The following is a 17,576-nucleotide window of genomic DNA, read 5'->3' as shown; positions in this document are numbered from 1 at the left end:
AATTGAGATGTTTGCCACCATAAATGGGTCAAAGTATTATTTTTATATTAGTTAACTTCATTGTGATAGATTTATTGACATAGCGCGATGTTTCTTTCGTGATGTTTATTTTATATTATCCATATCCATTACTAAAAATTTGAGTATTAAAAAATATCACCCGTTGTGAGTTTTACGCTGTGAATGTCATTTCTGCATAGTATTCATTTGAATAAAATTATTTTGCATGGTTTCACGTGAAACACAATAGGGCAATTGAGAGGAGCTTTCATGAGCAAGCGAGATTTTTACGAAGTACTAGGCGTCAGCAAAAACGCCGATGAACGTGAAATAAAAAAGGCCTACCGTAAACTGGCAATGAAATACCATCCAGACCGTAACTCAGACGACCCTGAAGCAGAAGAAAAATTTAAAGAAGCCTCTCTAGCTTACGAAGTATTAAGCGATAGTGATAAGCGATCAGCATACGACCGTATGGGGCATGCAGCGTTTGAAAATGGTATGGGTAGTGGCGGTTTTGGCGGTGCTGGTGCTGGCAATTTCCAAGACATCTTTGGCGATATTTTCGGTAACTTTGGCGATATATTTGGTCAATCGCGTGGGGGTGGACGTGCACGGCGTGGGTCAGATTTACGTTACGTCATCGAGCTTACGTTAGAAGAGGCGGTGCGGGGCTGTAAAAAAGAAATTAGCTTTACTGCGCCAGCGCCATGCGATACTTGTGACGGAAAAGGCGCAAAAGATCCTTCAGATATTGTTACCTGTCAGACTTGTGGTGGTCAAGGGCAAGTCCGAATGCAACAAGGTTTCTTTGCGGTACAGCAAACCTGTCCAAACTGTGGCGGTTCAGGTAAACAAATCAAGAACCCGTGCAGTGACTGTCATGGTAGTGGCGTTAAAGATAAAGCACGAACGCTTGAAGTGTCTATCCCTGCGGGTGTTGATGATGGCGACAGAGTTCGCTTAGCCGGTGAAGGTGAGGCCGGTGGTGCAGGCGTGCAAAATGGTGATCTTTATGTTGAGGTTCGTGTTAAAGAGCACCCTGTCTTTAAGCGTCAAGGTGCAGATCTATATATGGATGTACCGATTAGCATTACAGATGCAGCTTTAGGTAAAGAAGTTGAAATTCCAACACTTGATGGCAAAGTAAAAATCAAGGTGGCTGAAGGGACACAAAGTGGCAAATTATTACGGGTGCGCGGTAAAGGAGTTACCCCAGTGCGCACCACCATGAAAGGGGATATGATTTGCCGTATTATGGTTGAAACCCCTGTAAACCTTAACCGTGAACAAAAAGAGTTACTCCGCCAGTTTCAAGACACCCTTGATGGCGATGAGAAGCACCATCAATCGCCTAAGAAAAAGTCGTTTTTTGAAAAGTTAGGCGATCTTTTTGATTAATTTTTTTGACTGATTCGTGATCAATAAGCAATTGATAGTAAATCAGTAGCACTAATATAGCAGAACTAATATAGCAGCACTGAGATAGAACTATTAGAGCACCGTCTCTGCATTCTTGCAGCATTAATTAAATATTAACTCATAAGTTTCACGTGGAACTTATGAGTTTTTTTATAAGTAGAAGTTTGGCTTATGACAAGGCGGAGCATGGTTTAGTAATATAGCCGTGTTTAGAATCGTGCTATTATTAAAGGGAGTTGTATAAAAATAATCTAATCACACATTTTATAGGCAGTGTATCAGGAGTATTATGACAAAAACGGCAGATAGAACAGTTAATATTGCCATCATCGGAGCTGGCGGTCGTATGGGGCGAATGCTTATTGAAGCCGTCATAAACCACCCCCAAACCATACTGAAAGCAGCCATTGATCGTAGTGGCTCAAGCTTAATTGGCGTCGATGCTGGCGAGCTTGTGGGACTGGATAAAAATGGCATTGTTTTGAGCGACAATTTAGAGGCTGAACTGAGTAAGATAGATGTGCTGATTGACTTTAGTTTGCCAGATGCGACAGAGAAGAATCTACAACTGTGTGCTGAGCATCAGGTAGCCATGGTTATTGGGACGACGGGTCTAAGCGAGGCTCAAGAAGCAGTGCTAGATAATGCGAGTACGCAGATTCCCATCGTATATGCAGGCAACTATTCAACAGGGGTTAATGTCTCGCTAAAACTGATTGAGATGGCAGCCAAAGCCTTCGGTAATACTGCTGATATTGAGATTATTGAAGCTCATCATAAGCACAAAGTAGATGCGCCATCGGGTACCGCTTATATGATGGCCAATGCGGCAGCAACTGCTCGCGGTCAGATTCTAAAGGACGTGGTATTGTATGGGCGTGAAGGTCAAACAGGTGAGCGTAAACAGGGCAGTATTGGTATTCATGCCATTCGAGGTGGCGAAATAATTGGTGATCACAGTGTTATGTTCATCGCTGATGGCGAAATGGTGGAGATTAAACATCATGCGCGCGAGCGTATGACTTTTGCTGCTGGTGCTGTACGTGCTTCTACTTGGATTGTTGAACAAGCAGCCGGTCGTTATGATATGCAAGATGTGCTGGGTTTGAAGTAAAGATTATATTAACTGCTTGAGCAGCCGTTTACCTAAGTGCTATATCTTGAATTAAAGGATTTGGACTATAGTCAGCGAACTACTAAACGGTTACGACGTTAACCTCGTTAAGCCTACTCCAGTAGTACTTGCACTCGGTTGCCTTGTAACCATTTTAGACTTCTTTGACTATATCTATTGTAAGCGTCAAACAGTAAGCACAAAACGAGCTGTTCTAAGCAAAAAAAACACCCTTTAACGATTGGTTAAAGGGTGTTTTTGACATCTAGCTTTCTCATGATGTTATGCAGGAAAAAGTTAGGGTAGCTGGTTCATTATACCTTAACTGACCCAGTCTCTTTCTCACGCATTTTAAGCGCTTTACGCACTTTATCGCGAGCACGAGTCTGCTTTAAGCGGGATAAATAATCAACAAAAAGAACCCCGTTGAGATGATCCATTTCATGCTGAATACAAATGGCAAGTAGGCCTTCCGCTTCTTCCTCAAAGGCATTACCGTCTCTATCTAATGCCTCAATTTTTACTTTTGTGGGGCGCTCAACGGAATCATAAACATCGGGTACTGATAGACAGCCTTCTTCATACGGTTTTTTATCTTCGACAAGCGGGGTTACTTTGGGGTTAATAAACACCCGAGGATTATCATTATTTTCTGATAGATCCATGACAATCAACTGAATATGACGATCCACTTGCGTTGCTGCCAAACCGATGCCCTTGGCATCATACATGGTCTCAATCATGTCTTCGATAAGCGTCTTAATATCATCATCAACCTTCTTAACAGGCTTGGCGATGGTACGCAAACGAGGATCGGGATAACTTAAAATTGGTAATAAAGCCATAATGAATCACATAATTATTAAAAATGAGTAAGAAACACCGTTTTTTAATGATAATAAATTTATTGAGTTAAGGGCATTCTTAAGCCTAGTACCTTATTATAAATCATACCAAGAGATAGTGCTAAACGAAACTGGTAATCTAACTTAGTGACTTGTTAAGTGATAAATGTCACTGAAAAAAGTAACTTGACAGACAGCGTGGCTATCACACTTACACTGCGCGAAGTTTAACGCGAATTTAATAAGAAGTTTAATCACTTAGACTATAATTGACGCTTAATAAGTGGTGTTTGGTAAAAACGTTAGTCTGACATAAATAACAAAAACGGACCTAATTACTTAAGTCCGCTTTTACTGAAAGCGTTTATTAGACGTGATAGCCTGTCATTACCTTATCGTTGCAATACCTTAGAGCTATATAGACACTATCGATATCTCTAAATAAGTAAACACTAAACATAGTTAACAATCGCTAACCATAAATCTAACCATAAATAAAGATATTAACGTTTGCTCATCAATAACTCATATATAAACAATAGAATAATCGCACCAATTACTGAAAAAGCCAGGCCCATGAAGCCGCCATCCGCATTGAAACCAAGGGCGCTTGCAATGAAACCACCGACAAAAGCCCCTGCAATACCAAGAATGATGGTCATAATCCATCCCATTGCATCGTTACCAGGTTTAATCGCTCGAGCTAATAAACCTGCAACCAATCCTACAATAACTGTCCAAATCATGTCGTATCCTTATTTATATAATTTATATATGTTATCACTTAAATATATTCATTTATATCAATGTTTATAGTATGCAATATTATCATCAAGAGATAAGCCTTAATTGTTATTCATGTACATCGTATGTGATAAAATAAAAAAAATCGATACCAATTGGCTAATTTTGTTTATTGGAATGTATACTTTGTATTAAATTGTGTACATTGACACTTTGATTGATACTTTGAAATACAGATAAAATAAGTTTATTTTTTTAAATTATTAAGATGTGTTAACTACCCCTTAATTTATCAGCTATTTTGATCTCTTTAGTCTAACTTAGGAGAATTGACAGCTTATCATAGGGTGGACTGTGTTATTAACATGAGCCTATCTCCATAAGACGAGTATAAGACGGATAACAACAGTTAATCGCTATTGGGCATCTTCTGAATAGTTAACCCTTAAAAGCTTCTATCATTCTTTGATGGATATTTTCAAAACCACCATTAGACATGATAATAATCGCCTCATCTTGCCCTGATGTACCAACTTTAGCTGTAAGGTAGTCTATAATCTGCTGCGTATCATTCATAACATGTTGTATATTGTTTATACCAGACGCCATGTTGATAACGTTTTTTAATCCCCACTCTAAGCCAGCAGGCTCATACCATATAACCTCATCAGCAAGCATAGCAGATGCTGCTAAACTATCTTTGTGCACACCAAGTTTCATGGTATTACTTCTCGGCTCTATAATGGCCCATATTTTTGAAAGTTTTAGCTTCTTTTTTGCACCATCTAACGTGGTGGTAATGGCTGTCGGATGATGGGCAAAGTCATCATAGATGCGAACTTGTGTTGAAGGCGTTTGAGAATCATGAGTTACCTCAAAGTCGCCAATCAACTCCATACGCCGCTTAATACCTGCAAACTGTGATAAAGCATGGCACGCATCTTCAACAGAAATACCGACATCCACTGCTGCTGCCACCGCAACCATAGCATTTTCAACATTATGGCGTCCGCTCATACCCCAGTTAACGTCGCCACTGGCCATACTGCCCTCTGCTGGGTTAAACGTGATTTTAAATTGGCTACCATCATCACGAATTAAATCAGCTTGCCACTGGCTAATGGGGCTATCATTACTAACTGTGTTAACTGAGCTATCAGGTGAGTTAGTGCTATCCACAATTTGAGTACGCCAGATCGGCGTCCAACATCCTTTATCAATAGTCGCTTCTAGGCTTGGCGTTGCAGCGGGCATAATAATTTGGCCATCACTTGGTATCATGCGAATCATGTGATGAAATTGAGTTTGAATGGCGTCTAAATCTTTAAAAATATCGGCATGGTCAAACTCAAGGTTGTTTAAAATCGCAGTACGGGGGCGATAGTGAACAAACTTAGAGCGCTTATCGAAAAAAGCAGAGTCATATTCATCCGCCTCGATCACGAAATAGCCACGCTTACTATCAGTATTGTCTGTGCCTAAACTTTCTGCGCCTAAATAGCTACTATGCGCAAATGCTCTAGACAGCCTTTCGTCATCGCTATCGACTAAGGGCACACCACCAATTAAGAAGCCTGTATCAATGCCACAATATTGTAATATCCAAGCCAACATTGTGGTTGTGGTGGTTTTCCCGTGCGTACCAGCAACGGCTAATACATGGCGTTTTTGTAGCACATGCTCAGACAGAAATTGTGGGCCTGAGGTATAAGGAATGCCCGCATTAAGCATATACTCAACCACCTCAATGCCGCGTTTCATAGCATTTCCAACAATCACAAGATCTGGTGCTGGCTGTAGATGGGTAGCAGGATAGCCTTCTTGAATGGTCACCCCGGCACGCTCAAGTTGGGTGGACATTGGTGGGTAAATACCAGTATCTGAGCCGGTTACAGTATGCCCCAAGTCACGGGCTAGTAATGCCAGTGAACCCATGAATGTGCCACAAATGCCTAAAATATGAACGTGCATGAAACCTCTTATGTGCTAAATTTAATGATAGCCAAAGGCAAGATAAACAGTAACGCTGTTAACCTCGTTAAGCCTACGATAGTAGTACTTATCGTCGGTTGCCTTGTACCTTTTTTATCTGGCTTCGACTATATATATCGATATCGTTAAGGGTGGTGTTAAAAAATTTTCGGTCTTATCGTAATTAGTATTACTCGTATCAGGATTAGGAAAAAGAAAAGGGGCGATTTTGTAAAATACGCTTTAGTACCAATAAGTTAATAATAAGCAGAAAGCTGAAGAAAATCAGAGATTGCTCAGGAATACTCATCCCTAGGAACTGCCAATCAATGGTAGCGCATTCGCCAGAGCCTGATAGGACTTGGTTAATAACTTCTTGCATAGGCAGGGCGTCTAGCCAATAATCTAAACCTGGACCGCATGATGGCACTTGATCAGGGGGTAGGTGCTGGAGCCAGACATGACGAGCGGCTACACCTGTTGACCACAAAATACCTGCCATAGAGCCTATCCAAAGTAATATACGTAGCCCTATTCTTTTTGGATTTAAAGTGAACGCTATAAGGGCAAAAAGACCCATTACCATAAGACCAATACGCTGAAATATACAAAGAGGGCAGGGCGCTAAACCTTTGAAGTTTTGTAAGAAGACAATGGCAAACGCCATGCCTATACAGGCAAAAAATACTAAAGTAAAATTTAGACCTCGATAGGATAAAAGACGCTGCATACTAAGTATTCCTAATAGTTAAAAGCCAATAGCGCTTAGCGATACTGTTGAATATAGTCATAAAAGGACTGTGTGTCACTTTGCTCGATATCTCGCTGTTGTATCCAAGATTTCTCAGCCAGCACCTCGTAGTTCGCACGGGTTTTTGGACTCAATGTTTTATCCATCAGGGTATCACGGTGCTGTTGAGCGAGGAGTCGACCCAACTTCCACGTACTCCCCAGCTCTTTAGTATCCGCAATAACCTGCGCTGATAGCGTGGCCTTTGGATAGGCAGCTTTACCCAGCATCAGGGTCACTGCAACACGGTAATTATTACCACCATATTGCGTATCTAGCAGGGAGGCATACGGTAGCATGGCTTCTAAGTGATCTTGCATCCACGAATGGAAGCTTATTTCGCCTTCTATCGTGTTAATTTTTAAATCTGGCTGACGGCCATGATTAACAACCAGCTCTTGGTTATCCGCTAGCAAAGCGTTTTCATCAGGCATCAATTCTGGAGAATCTGATAGCAGACAGTATAGAGCCAACACCTCTAAGAAGCATGCCGTTGATAAACGAATACCAATATTGCTATAAGGATCTAAATCAACTGCTCTAAACTCCACATAGGCGATGCCACGAGTTTGTAAGGCATGACTTGGGGTTTCTCCAGACTCAGTAATTTGTTTTGGCCTGATTGGGCTGTAGTATTCGTTTTCAATTTGTAAAATGTGATCATTAATTTGAATCGGATTGCCATCTTTGTCATCAATACCAAGATTGCTAAAGCCTTTAAATGGCGTATTGACAGCACTTTGTAGACCTTTGACATACTCAGGCAATGAGTTGTAACGGATATCTAATTGGTCTTGCACACTGTTGGTATAGCCAAGCTTACCCATACGCAAACTTGTCGCATGAGGTTTATAATAAGTGGCTTTATTTAATAGCGTTAAGTCGTGGTCACGTCCTGCCAAAAAACAAGGACACACTGAAGGGCTGGCACCTGTCAAATAGAGCACTAGGCTGCTCATCCGTTTAAAGTTACGAATAAGCCCTAAATATTTTGTGTTTTTAAAGTCAGTTAGCGAGGTTTGCTGCTCTATATTAGGCGAATTATTTCGCCAAGCAGAAAATAAGTCATCGCTAAAGGATAGATTATAATGTAGCCCTGCTATGGTTTGCATACGGCGACCATAACGCACGCCAAGCCCATTGCGATAGAGAGTTTTTAATTTGCCGACATTTGAGCTACCATAATCAGCTAGGGGAATGTCATCGTCATCTGAGGAAAGCATGCAGGGCATAGATAATGGCCACATCAGCTCACCTTCTTCTAGAGATTGATATACCAGAACATGCAAATCACTCAACATCTTTAGTGTTTCTGTAACGGTAGATTTGGGCGATGTAATTAGCTCAAGTAGGCTTTCAGAATAGTCGGTAGTGATGTGTGGATGGGTCAGCTTAGAGCCTAGAGACTTAGGATGAGGCGTTTGTGCAAGATAACCATCGGGTTGCATCCGTAAACCTTCTTTTTCAATGCCTCGTAACATCCCGGCCAGATGTTGGCTGGTTAACCAAGAAGGCAGAGGGCATTGGTTTTTTGGGCTTTTTACGTCACTCATACAATAATCTCAAAGTCGTTTTAACACATCGGTTTGGGGATGTTTTTTTAATCTCTTTTTTTTGGCTATTTCGGTATAGAGATGTCTTTTTATGATCTTAAATAGGGTCTTTAAATGATTAAATTAGTGTAGCTCAAACCCCTAAAAAAATCATGCGCATTTACCAAAGTCCGTCAAATCATTGTAAGATAGGCAATACTAGAGATAAAATAGCCCCTACAAAATATTAAATAGGATGTGTAGTGGCTATTTTATACAGAGTTGTTTAGGAATGAAAGTTAGACGTCACATTAGGTTAGGTAGATGGATGATATAATGAACTTGAGGTTTATATTGGACTTAATGCCAGTGCTATGATTTTTATTGACACTTTTTAACTTAAATCGGTTAAATTGAGAAAGATGACCCACAACCACACGTCGTGGTAGCATTTGGATTACTAACGATAAAGCGCGCTCCTTCAAGGCCTTCAGTATAATCCACTGTTGATCCTTCTAAATACTGATAACTTAAAGAGTCAACCAGTAAGGTAACATCCTCATTTTCAAAGCTGGCATCATCTTCTCCCACCTCATCTGCAAAGTTAAACCCATAAGAGAAGCCAGAGCAACCGCCACCAGTGACGTACACTCGTAGCATTAAATTATTGTCGCCTTCTTCATCACGTAATTTACGCACTTTTTTTGCAGCACTGTCTGTTAATGTAATCGTTGGTGTCATATTATCCTCGCGAAGCGTAAAACTTGCACTTAAGGTTAAATGAAGTTATGCATCATTTTACGTAAATTCCATACTATTAGTAAGGTTTAATACCTTAAGCCATATGGACTTAACAACTTCTAAACCTATTTAATTCTGAGTTACTCAGTATAGCATAATGAGGCATAATGCTTGATTTTCAACAGCACGTTAACAACTAACTCGATATACTGTTACCTAAAATGACAGTATTGTAGGGCTTTATCAATAATGTTCAGCAAAAAATTGTTAGGCAAATAAATAGAAGTTACCTAGCGCAGCCAAGTCTTAGCAAAATTACCCTTATTATCCTTTACCCTTAATATTCACCAATAAAACGATTAAAGCGATTTATAAACATGATTGAGTTTAACCAAGTTAGTGTCCGCCGAGACGGTCGAGTTTTATTTTCAGATGCCACATTTCAAATTCACCCAGGTCAAAAAGTAGGATTGACGGGCAATAATGGAACAGGAAAGTCTACCTTATTTGGTGTATTGTTAACCTATATGGGCGAGCATAGTGAAGATGAGCTAACTGTAGATGCTGGTAATGTTAGCATTCCAAGTGGTTGGGATGTGGCGCATATGGCGCAAGAAGTTGAAGGCAGTGATCAGCCAGCCATCGATTACGTCTTAAGTGGCGATAGAGAGTGGTACGAGTTAAATGGCAAGATGATGAGTCCTGATACTCTTAGCGATAATGAGTTGGCACATTTATACCAACGCTTTGACGATATTGATGGCTATCGCACGCCTACTACAGCTGCCCAAATTATGTCTGGCCTTGGTTTCAAGACCAATCAGCACAACTTGCCTGTTAATGACTTCTCTGGTGGCTGGCGTATGCGGCTTAATTTAGCAAAAACACTGATGAGCCGTGCGGATTTATTATTGCTTGATGAGCCAACCAACCATTTAGATTTAGATGCGATTTTATGGTTAGAGGAGTGGATTGCAAAGTTTGATGGCACGGTGCTGCTTATCTCACATGATCAGACGTTTTTGGATGCCACTATTGGATTTATATTACACGTCGAAAATCAGAAAATAACGCTCTATACAGGTAACTACTCTCAGTTTATAAGAACGCGTAGTGAGCGTTTGGCCCAGCAGCAACAAGCCTTTGAGAAGCAAGAAACCACCCGAGCCCACCTTGAGGACTTTGTGCGCCGTTTTCGGGCAAAAGCGTCAAAAGCTAAGCAAGCACAAAGTCGATTGAAACAGTTAGAACGTATGGCTGATTTATCGCCTGTTATGGCGGATAACCCATTTAGCTTTCAATTTTATGAGCCTCGTCATATGAGCTCACCACTCATCTCACTAAAATCAGTGGATATTGGCTATGGTGGTAAACCCCTGCTTAAAAATGTGAATTTACAAATTACACCAGACACTCGCCTTGGGCTATTGGGGATGAATGGTGCCGGTAAATCCACCCTTATTAAAGCGTTAGTGGGAGATTTAGAGCCCTTAACAGGAACCTACAAAACGTCTGATACCCTAGATATTGGCTACTTTAACCAGCATCAAATGGATAGTTTGGACGCTGAAGCTACCCCAATGATTATGTTGCGCCGTTTGGCAGGTAAAACGCCTGATCCAAAGTTGCGCTCATTTTTGGGTAGCTTTGATTTTAAGGGAGACCGCATTGATACGCCTAGCAAGCTGTTTTCAGGTGGTGAGCGTGCACGCTTAACCTTGGCGCTTATTGTTTGGCAAAAGCCGAATGTTCTGGTGTTGGATGAGCCAACCAACCATTTAGATTTACAGATGCGCCAAGCATTAACCCTTGCTCTACAGGGTTTTGCTGGCGCTGTAGTACTGGTATCGCATGATCGTGAGTTGATTGCAAATGTGTGTGATGAGCTATATTTGGTGCATGATGGTAAGCTTAATGAGTTTACCGGTGATGTATCTGACTATGGGAAATGGCTATCTGAACAGCGAAAGTCTGAAGCCAAAGAGGCGTCAAAAGAGATAAAGAATGCCAAAGCTGCCACCGCTGCTGAAGATCTAGCGGCAAAAATTGCCTCAGAAAAAAGGGCTAAGGACGCAAAAAAAGAAAGTGATTCTGGCGCTAGTCCGCTAACTAAAGAAGAAAAACGAAAGCTTGCTGCTGAGCAAAGAAAGCTGACGGCGCCTATTCGCAAACGCATTGAGGCGGCCGAACAAGAATTAGAGAAAATAGCCAATGGTTTAGTAGCGTTAGAGGAAAAACTGGCCGATACTGGGCTATATGATGATGCTCGTAAGGACGAACTTTTAATTCTGTTGGATGAACAGAAAACCTTACAACAACAGCAGGATACCTTTGAAGAAGCGTTACTGATTGCAATGAGCGAGCTTGAAGAGAAGGAAGGCTGAGCAGTGGGCGGGTAAAATAACTTTAATTTCGCCCAGAAGCCCTAATAATAAAGTTACTAGAGAATAAGTATTCGTCGATAAAGGACATAACTATGGCAGAAAAAAGCTATTACGATATTTTAGGCGTCAGCAAAGATGCAGATGAAAAAGAAATCAAAAAGGCCTATCGTAAACTGGTACGCAAGTATCATCCTGATGTCAGTGACTTGCCTGATGCTGATGAGAAAATTGCTGAAATTAATAACGCCTATGAAACGTTAACGGATAAGGAAAAGCGTGCTGAATATGATGCCCTCGAGTCAAGTCCATTTGGCGGTCACGGCGGCTTCTCAGGTGGGTTTGGAAGCACGGGCGATGCAAGTCAAGGTGGTTTTAGGTGGGAAGATATTAAAGATCAGTTTGGCGAAGGTGCTCCTTTTGGTAGTGGCAGCTTTCGATTTGACGATATTTTTTCAGCGTTCGGTGGGGGCGCCTCTCAATCATCTAATAGAAACGCTCGTCAGTCAGGTTTTGATTATTTTGGAGATGGGTTTGAGGATGCCAGTGCAGCATCTGGGCAAGATCAGCATGCAGAAATTACCGTCACGCTCGACTCTGTCTATAGTGGAGATGACTATAGTATTAAGCTCAATGTACCCAGACGCCAAGCAAACGGTAGCGTGACTCAAGAACAAAAAACCTTAAAAATAAAAATCCCCAAAGGTATTACTGAAGGTAAGCAGATTCGACTGAGTGGTCAAGGGGCGGCTAGCCTTGGTGGTGGCAAAAATGGAGACCTTTTCTTAAAAGTAACCATAGATCATCCAGATAATATTCGATTAGAAGGTGCTGATGTGTATCAAACCGTGAACATAACTCCGTGGGAAGCCGCATTAGGCGAAAAGATAAACGTGGAGACGCCAGCAGGCACGCTGGGAGTATCCATTCCAGAAAATAGTAAGTCAGGAAGTCATTTACGTATAAAAGGCAAAGGCATACCTGCAAAACAAGCAGGAGACTTATATTTGACCTTAAACATCGTCAACCCTCCCATTACTACTGAAGGCCAAAAAGAGATGTTTAAAGCGTTAAAAACAAGCTTTGCCGGTACAACAATAAAACGTTAATGAGGCGTTCTTAGTCGTTTTAGATGAGTAAATAGACTGCATCACGAACTAAGCTAAGACCTGTAAGAATAAAAGGATATGCACTATGCAAAATTCTACTGAATTTACCGATATTATCTTAACGTTAGATGAGCTCATTGCTGCTTGTGGTCAGGAGCCAAAGTGGGTTATGGAGCTAATTGAAGAAAACGTCATTGAATATGATGTACCAAATGTAAAAAAATTCACAGGATATCAGCTTGCTACGGTGCGCCGTGCGTCACGTTTAAGCCGAGACTTTGATGCCAGTGTCCCTGCTATTGGATTGATACTAGATTTATTAAATGAAGTTGAACAGTTAAGGCAGTTTAAACGTCAATGGGAAGCACAAAACCAGATGACTGACATCATTGATGCAGACTGGGATAAAAAATAACAGTTGCAGAATCATAGCTTCCCAACAGGTAAATAAATGTTAAGGACTTGAAAAGGTTATGAGCTAGTTTTTAGCTTCGTTCAAAAGTAATTCTTAGTAAACTGATTCTTATACATTAACTCTTAACACACTCACTCTTAATCAATTGATAGTTAGTTATTAAGGGGTTATTTAGGTAATTTGATTATGGCAAAAAATGCCCTACAGGCGCAGCTGCTAAAAGCGGGATTGGTCGATAGTAAAAAAGCCAAAAAACTAAGTAAACAAACTCAACATGCGAAACGTACAGGTGATGCTTCAGTGACTGCGGCAAAAAAAGCAGTGGCAGACGCTCAAGCCAAAAAACTTGAGAAAGACCAGCGGCTAAATGAACAAAGACAACAAGCCTTAGAGCAGAAAACGCTCAGAGCGAATGTGGTACAGATGATAAAACAGCATCAGATTACTGAAACCCAAGGCGACGTTGAATATCAGTTTGTTGATGACTCAAAAATTAAGAAAATTTATATTACCCAAAAGTTATATGATCAAATCGTAGCGGGACATGTGGCTATTGCACGTATGGAGTCAGGTTATGCTCTCTTGCCAAGACCGTTAGCAGAGCGTATCAATACAAAAATGGAAGGCTTTATTGTTGTGTCTAATGACAAGTCAGATGAGACGCTTGCCGATGATGATCCTTATGCGAGCTATGTCATTCCAGATGACTTAATGTGGTAGTTTGCCATGGCAATGGCATCACTCTTTTATTGCTATAGTAACTCGTGTACATGATACCCCTCACTTGTTTCAAATATCTTAAAAATATCGAATACTGTCAAGGAACCACGTGGATACGGACTCTGATCAACAATACTCTGAGCATAAGTGGGTAGAGGGCTTCACAAAAAGCATGCCAGTGGCAATGGGCTATCTGCCTGCTGGTATTGCGTTTGGCGTACTCGCACAGGTTGCAGGTGTTCCTATATGGGCGACCATCGTGCTGAGCGTTGTGCTTTATGCAGGTGCAGCGCAATATGCCTGCTTACCTATGCTAAGTGCCGGCTTGCCTATTGGCAACATTGCCACCAATATTGCCGCAATTAATCTGCGTCATGTCTTTTATGGTATGCCCCTTTTAAAATATTTGCCGACCAATACATTCGCCAAAACTTACTGTTTATTTGCGCTCACTGATGAAACATTTTCACTGCTGACCAGCTTACCTGCGGAGCAACGCCGCGCATTAATATTACCTGTGAGTTTTTTTAATCAGAGTTGGTGGGTGCTCGCATCGGCAATTGGGGTCATGATAGGCAGTACGCTTAATGACCTTATTCCCCACTTAGATTTTGCCTTGGTATGCTTATTTGCCATTTTGGCTTATGAGCAGTTTCAAAGTATCAAGCGTTATTTCCCAATTGTCATTGCTGTGGTTGCCTTAGCAATAGCGTCAATTTTTACGAGTAAATGGGTGTTATTAGTGGCAATCACATTCTGTATGTTAGTGATTTTAGCACGTGGCCTAATGACACAGCATAGCGGGTTAGGAGACAATAATGACCAATAGTTATCTGCTATTTGCCACCCTTGCAATGGCTGCCGTAACCTTTATTATTCGTGCTACCCCTGCATTGATACCCAAAAAAATACTCGATACACCGTGGTTGCATCGCCTCAATGAAAGCCTACCGCTCTCGGTCATGACGCTACTCATTTTGACCAGCCTCTCTTACCAAGACTTGTCTATAGGAACCCGACTTGGGAGTGCCGAGCTGCAGTTATTGCTGGCACAAATTGGTGCGTTGTTGATCGTGTTATTGATTTACCATGTTAGCCGCCAGTTATTAGTCAGCATGGTGGCTGGCATTGCCACAATTAATGGTTTTCTTTGGTTGTTTGGTACTTTTTTTACTTAAATGGCTCGTCTTTTCCAAGCTCAAGTATTATATTCTCCCACTCTTTTAAAGCACGATTATTAGGACTAAAACTTTCCCAATACTCTTAGCTTTGTAGCTTTATGCACCCAAACACCGACCAAACATACTTAATGATAAGTATGGAACTCATCTATACTCAATCAATCTTAAAAGTGGTACAAGGCAAGCAAGCGCAATTACTACAGTTGTAGGCTTAGTGAGGTTAACGCTGTAGCTTTCAAAGATAACCATGCCAGTAACAAAAAGGCAATGTCATATCGACATTGCCTTTTTTATGGTCAAACAAGTATTAGTAAGCTAGGCGTTGCGGGCATATTTCGGATCAGCAGCTGCGGTAAATAAGATATCCGTTGATGAGTTTAATGCGGTTTCAGCTGAATCTTGTACCACACCAATAATAAAGCCAATAGCAACCACTTGCATAGCGGTGTCGTTTGGAATGCTAAATAAGCTACACGCCAGAGGAATCAGTAGTAATGAACCACCGGGTACGCCAGAAGCCCCGCAAGCACTGACCGTTGCTACAATGCTTAACAATAAAGCAGAGCCAAAGCTGACCTCGATACCCATGGTATGTGCTGCTGCCAAGGTTAATACATTAATGGTAATAGCTGCACCTGCCATATTGATGGTAGCACCCAAAGGCAGGGTTACTGAATAGGTGTCTTCATGTAAACCAAGTTTTTTAGCTAAGTTCATGTTAACAGGAATATTGGCCGCCGAACTGCGAGTAAAGAAGGCCGTAATACCAGACTCACGTAGGCAAGTAAACACCAGCGGGTAAGGGTTTTTACCCGTCTTGACGGCCACAATAATGGGGTTAACAACCAAAGCAATAAATAGCATAGAGACGACCAACACACCGAGTACACCTGCATAACCTTCTAAAGCCTCAAATCCTGTTTCGGCAACGGTATTTGCAACCAAGCCTAAAATACCCAGCGGTGCAAAGGCAATCACTATTTTAACCACTTTAGAAATGGCATCAGCTAAATCACCAACCATTGTGATGGTACTGGCAGAGGCTTGACGTAGGGCAAATCCAATAACCAATGCCCACGCCAAAATACCCATATAGTTGGCGTTAGCAATAGCGTTAACTGGGTTGGCAACCAAGTTCATGAGTAGTGTAGTGAGTACCTCTTTCAAACTAGCAGGTGGCACTTGTTCAATAGTACTTTGAATTAATACCAACTCGGTAGGGAATATAAAGCTGGCAGTAACGGCTGTGAGCGCGGCCAAAAATGTGCCAAAAATATACATAATAAGTACTGGCTTGACGTAAACTTTGCCACCTATTTGATGTTGAGAGATGGCAGCCATAACCAATATAAATACTAAGATAGGTGCCACCGCTTTTAACGCACCGACAAACAAGGTGCCAAGCAGCCCAAGAGATAGTGCTAAAGAAGGCAGTAACCACCCGATCAAGATACCGAGCACCAGCCCAATAATAATCAGGGGTACAAGCCCAATGCGTTGATACATAGTAATGATTGCTTTCATTAGCGCTCCGAAAACTTGATAGGTCAACAACAAAGCTGTTGGTGAGTAATGTCGAGGTTAGTGGTTGGGTTAAACCTTGCAAAAAATGTAAACGTTATTAAAATAATAGCATGCTGCTTAAAGGGCCAGTGACAACAAGCGAGGTTAACAGGGTATCGGTTTAGAGTTACCTTGCCCTATACTGGTATGGCCGCTAAAAGTCTCACTAATAGCCAATTAAGTGCGTTGATTATACAAATCTTGAGCCTTAGGGCAAGCTAAAAATATAATGGGTTTAATCAATGGGGTAATAAATTAGCTCATAACCAAGGTTACGATAGTATCTGTATTTGTCTCGACCTTGTTGTTTGCTGGTGTCATCTGGGGTAATGATTTCTAGAATGCGTTCAGGTATAACGCCATCATTATTTGGTAAGGATAACGCTGTTGCTGCAAGATTAAGCACCACACCATCAAAGCCCTGAGGCAATGTTGATACAAGACTGACGGGCGCTGTCAACATTGAGGCCTGCAATGTCTTTGTAGTAGTAGCTTTAGGGTCTACAGGGTGCGTGCTATCCTCTGTTTTGGAAGATAAAGAGGGATTGGCTGGGTCTGATTGTGATTGTGATTGAATTAAGTGATGCGGAATAAAGCCAGTAGGATCAAATTCCCAGAGTTGTTTATCGAGTTGCTGTAGGCGCTCGCTGTTGTCATCAACAATGACCATACTGTGTTCGCTTTTTTTGAGTATGGTTTGGGTAAGTTTACATACAAAATTAAGCACTGCCTCAGCATTCACAGCTGAAGCAGTGGACTTAGCAGCGTCGTCATGAACAACATAACGCTCGCCTAAAACATAAAAGCTAATTTGCATAATTTTTTACTCAATGCTTACTCAATATAGGCCTTTCTTTTGTATATCTAATTAAGGCGTGCCCTCATTGGCAACAACCAACATTTAGGGGTAAAAATGGCTATATTCCCATCAAACTGCGTCTAATTTATAGCTAATCTGGTTATATTTTCTTCAAAGTCATTCGTGTTTGATGAGAATATATTTTATTTTTAGCCTAATAATCTAAATGAGGACACTTCTAAAGAAAGG

At 41.2% G+C, this 17,576-nt stretch carries 16 protein-coding genes; 8 read left to right on the top strand and 8 right to left on the bottom strand.

Annotated elements, in window-relative coordinates:
- Positions 1-270 precede the first annotated feature (270 nt).
- Both dnaJ and dapB read left to right on the top strand, forming a co-directional pair.
- Positions 271-1,401, top strand: a complete 1,131-nt coding sequence (gene dnaJ, locus AC2SLL_RS05540) for a molecular chaperone DnaJ (RefSeq protein ID WP_486530690.1) — start codon at positions 271-273, stop codon at positions 1,399-1,401.
- 310 nt (positions 1,402-1,711) lie between these two features.
- A complete protein-coding gene (gene dapB, locus AC2SLL_RS05535; protein WP_486530689.1) occupies positions 1,712-2,536 on the top strand; it encodes a 4-hydroxy-tetrahydrodipicolinate reductase in 825 nt (274 codons plus the stop codon).
- 314 nt (positions 2,537-2,850) lie between these two features.
- On the opposite strand, the gene def is transcribed toward dapB, so the two are convergent.
- The 6 genes from def to erpA form a co-directional block, all read right to left on the bottom strand.
- Positions 2,851-3,381, bottom strand: coding sequence for a peptide deformylase (def, locus tag AC2SLL_RS05530; RefSeq protein ID WP_486530688.1), 531 nt, complete (start codon positions 3,379-3,381; stop codon positions 2,851-2,853).
- Between the two features lie 503 nt (positions 3,382-3,884).
- Positions 3,885-4,127 carry a GlsB/YeaQ/YmgE family stress response membrane protein gene (locus AC2SLL_RS05525; protein WP_486530687.1) on the bottom strand — a complete coding sequence of 81 codons (243 nt, stop codon included), beginning with the start codon at positions 4,125-4,127 and terminating at the stop codon, positions 3,885-3,887.
- Positions 4,128-4,563: 436 nt separating this feature from the next.
- Entirely contained in the window at positions 4,564-6,096 is a 1,533-nt protein-coding gene (gene mpl / locus AC2SLL_RS05520) for a UDP-N-acetylmuramate:L-alanyl-gamma-D-glutamyl-meso-diaminopimelate ligase (RefSeq protein ID WP_486530686.1), read from the bottom strand.
- Positions 6,097-6,301: 205 nt separating this feature from the next.
- Entirely contained in the window at positions 6,302-6,826 is a 525-nt protein-coding gene (locus tag AC2SLL_RS05515; RefSeq protein WP_486530685.1) for a disulfide bond formation protein B, read from the bottom strand.
- Between the two features lie 35 nt (positions 6,827-6,861).
- On the bottom strand, positions 6,862-8,439 hold the full coding sequence (gshA, locus tag AC2SLL_RS05510; protein ID WP_486530684.1) for a glutamate--cysteine ligase: 1,578 nt from the start codon (positions 8,437-8,439) through the stop codon (positions 6,862-6,864).
- 387 nt (positions 8,440-8,826) lie between these two features.
- Complete coding sequence (erpA, locus tag AC2SLL_RS05505; protein ID WP_486530683.1) at positions 8,827-9,159, bottom strand: iron-sulfur cluster insertion protein ErpA; 333 nt, start codon at positions 9,157-9,159, stop codon at positions 8,827-8,829.
- A 377-nt stretch (positions 9,160-9,536) separates the two neighbouring features.
- Here erpA and AC2SLL_RS05500 point away from each other — a divergent pair, with 377 nt between their 5' ends.
- From AC2SLL_RS05500 to AC2SLL_RS05475, 6 genes are all read left to right on the top strand, one after another.
- Entirely contained in the window at positions 9,537-11,543 is a 2,007-nt protein-coding gene (locus tag AC2SLL_RS05500; RefSeq protein ID WP_486530682.1) for an ABC-F family ATP-binding cassette domain-containing protein, read from the top strand.
- A gap of 92 nt (positions 11,544-11,635) precedes the next feature.
- Positions 11,636-12,649, top strand: a complete 1,014-nt coding sequence (locus AC2SLL_RS05495; protein ID WP_486530681.1) for a DnaJ C-terminal domain-containing protein — start codon at positions 11,636-11,638, stop codon at positions 12,647-12,649.
- An 85-nt stretch (positions 12,650-12,734) separates the two neighbouring features.
- Positions 12,735-13,064, top strand: a complete 330-nt coding sequence (locus AC2SLL_RS05490; RefSeq protein ID WP_486530680.1) for a chaperone modulator CbpM — start codon at positions 12,735-12,737, stop codon at positions 13,062-13,064.
- A gap of 186 nt (positions 13,065-13,250) precedes the next feature.
- Positions 13,251-13,784, top strand: coding sequence for a DUF2058 domain-containing protein (locus tag AC2SLL_RS05485; protein WP_486530679.1), 534 nt, complete (start codon positions 13,251-13,253; stop codon positions 13,782-13,784).
- A 184-nt stretch (positions 13,785-13,968) separates the two neighbouring features.
- Positions 13,969-14,613: an AzlC family ABC transporter permease gene (locus AC2SLL_RS05480; protein ID WP_486530788.1), complete on the top strand. Its 645-nt coding sequence runs from the start codon at positions 13,969-13,971 to the stop codon at positions 14,611-14,613.
- Positions 14,603-14,962 carry an AzlD domain-containing protein gene (locus AC2SLL_RS05475; RefSeq protein WP_486530678.1) on the top strand — a complete coding sequence of 120 codons (360 nt, stop codon included), beginning with the start codon at positions 14,603-14,605 and terminating at the stop codon, positions 14,960-14,962. The genes AC2SLL_RS05480 and AC2SLL_RS05475 overlap by 11 nt, the downstream gene beginning before the upstream one ends.
- Positions 14,963-15,280: 318 nt before the next feature.
- On the opposite strand, the gene sstT is transcribed toward AC2SLL_RS05475, so the two are convergent.
- Both sstT and AC2SLL_RS05465 read right to left on the bottom strand, forming a co-directional pair.
- Positions 15,281-16,489 carry a serine/threonine transporter SstT gene (gene sstT / locus AC2SLL_RS05470; RefSeq protein WP_486530677.1) on the bottom strand — a complete coding sequence of 403 codons (1,209 nt, stop codon included), beginning with the start codon at positions 16,487-16,489 and terminating at the stop codon, positions 15,281-15,283.
- Between the two features lie 274 nt (positions 16,490-16,763).
- Positions 16,764-17,345 (bottom strand): DNA polymerase III subunit chi, encoded by a 582-nt coding sequence (locus AC2SLL_RS05465; protein WP_486530676.1) that lies wholly within the window; start codon positions 17,343-17,345, stop codon positions 16,764-16,766.
- Between the last annotated feature and the right edge of the window lie 231 nt (positions 17,346-17,576).

Source organism: Psychrobacter sp. CX97, assembly GCF_057396285.1.
This window is presented reverse-complemented; position numbering and strand designations above follow the sequence as displayed.

Coding starts and splice junctions, on each gene's coding strand:
- dnaJ (WP_486530690.1), top strand. CDS start 271: ATGAGCAAGCGAGATTTTTACGAAGTACTAGGCGTCAGCAAAAACGCC.
- dapB (WP_486530689.1), top strand. CDS start 1,712: ATGACAAAAACGGCAGATAGAACAGTTAATATTGCCATCATCGGAGCT.
- def (WP_486530688.1), bottom strand. CDS start 3,381: ATGGCTTTATTACCAATTTTAAGTTATCCCGATCCTCGTTTGCGTACC.
- AC2SLL_RS05525 (WP_486530687.1), bottom strand. CDS start 4,127: ATGATTTGGACAGTTATTGTAGGATTGGTTGCAGGTTTATTAGCTCGA.
- mpl (WP_486530686.1), bottom strand. CDS start 6,096: ATGCACGTTCATATTTTAGGCATTTGTGGCACATTCATGGGTTCACTG.
- AC2SLL_RS05515 (WP_486530685.1), bottom strand. CDS start 6,826: ATGCAGCGTCTTTTATCCTATCGAGGTCTAAATTTTACTTTAGTATTT.
- gshA (WP_486530684.1), bottom strand. CDS start 8,439: ATGAGTGACGTAAAAAGCCCAAAAAACCAATGCCCTCTGCCTTCTTGG.
- erpA (WP_486530683.1), bottom strand. CDS start 9,159: ATGACACCAACGATTACATTAACAGACAGTGCTGCAAAAAAAGTGCGT.
- AC2SLL_RS05500 (WP_486530682.1), top strand. CDS start 9,537: ATGATTGAGTTTAACCAAGTTAGTGTCCGCCGAGACGGTCGAGTTTTA.
- AC2SLL_RS05495 (WP_486530681.1), top strand. CDS start 11,636: ATGGCAGAAAAAAGCTATTACGATATTTTAGGCGTCAGCAAAGATGCA.
- AC2SLL_RS05490 (WP_486530680.1), top strand. CDS start 12,735: ATGCAAAATTCTACTGAATTTACCGATATTATCTTAACGTTAGATGAG.
- AC2SLL_RS05485 (WP_486530679.1), top strand. CDS start 13,251: ATGGCAAAAAATGCCCTACAGGCGCAGCTGCTAAAAGCGGGATTGGTC.
- AC2SLL_RS05480 (WP_486530788.1), top strand. CDS start 13,969: ATGGGCTATCTGCCTGCTGGTATTGCGTTTGGCGTACTCGCACAGGTT.
- AC2SLL_RS05475 (WP_486530678.1), top strand. CDS start 14,603: ATGACCAATAGTTATCTGCTATTTGCCACCCTTGCAATGGCTGCCGTA.
- sstT (WP_486530677.1), bottom strand. CDS start 16,489: ATGAAAGCAATCATTACTATGTATCAACGCATTGGGCTTGTACCCCTG.
- AC2SLL_RS05465 (WP_486530676.1), bottom strand. CDS start 17,345: ATGCAAATTAGCTTTTATGTTTTAGGCGAGCGTTATGTTGTTCATGAC.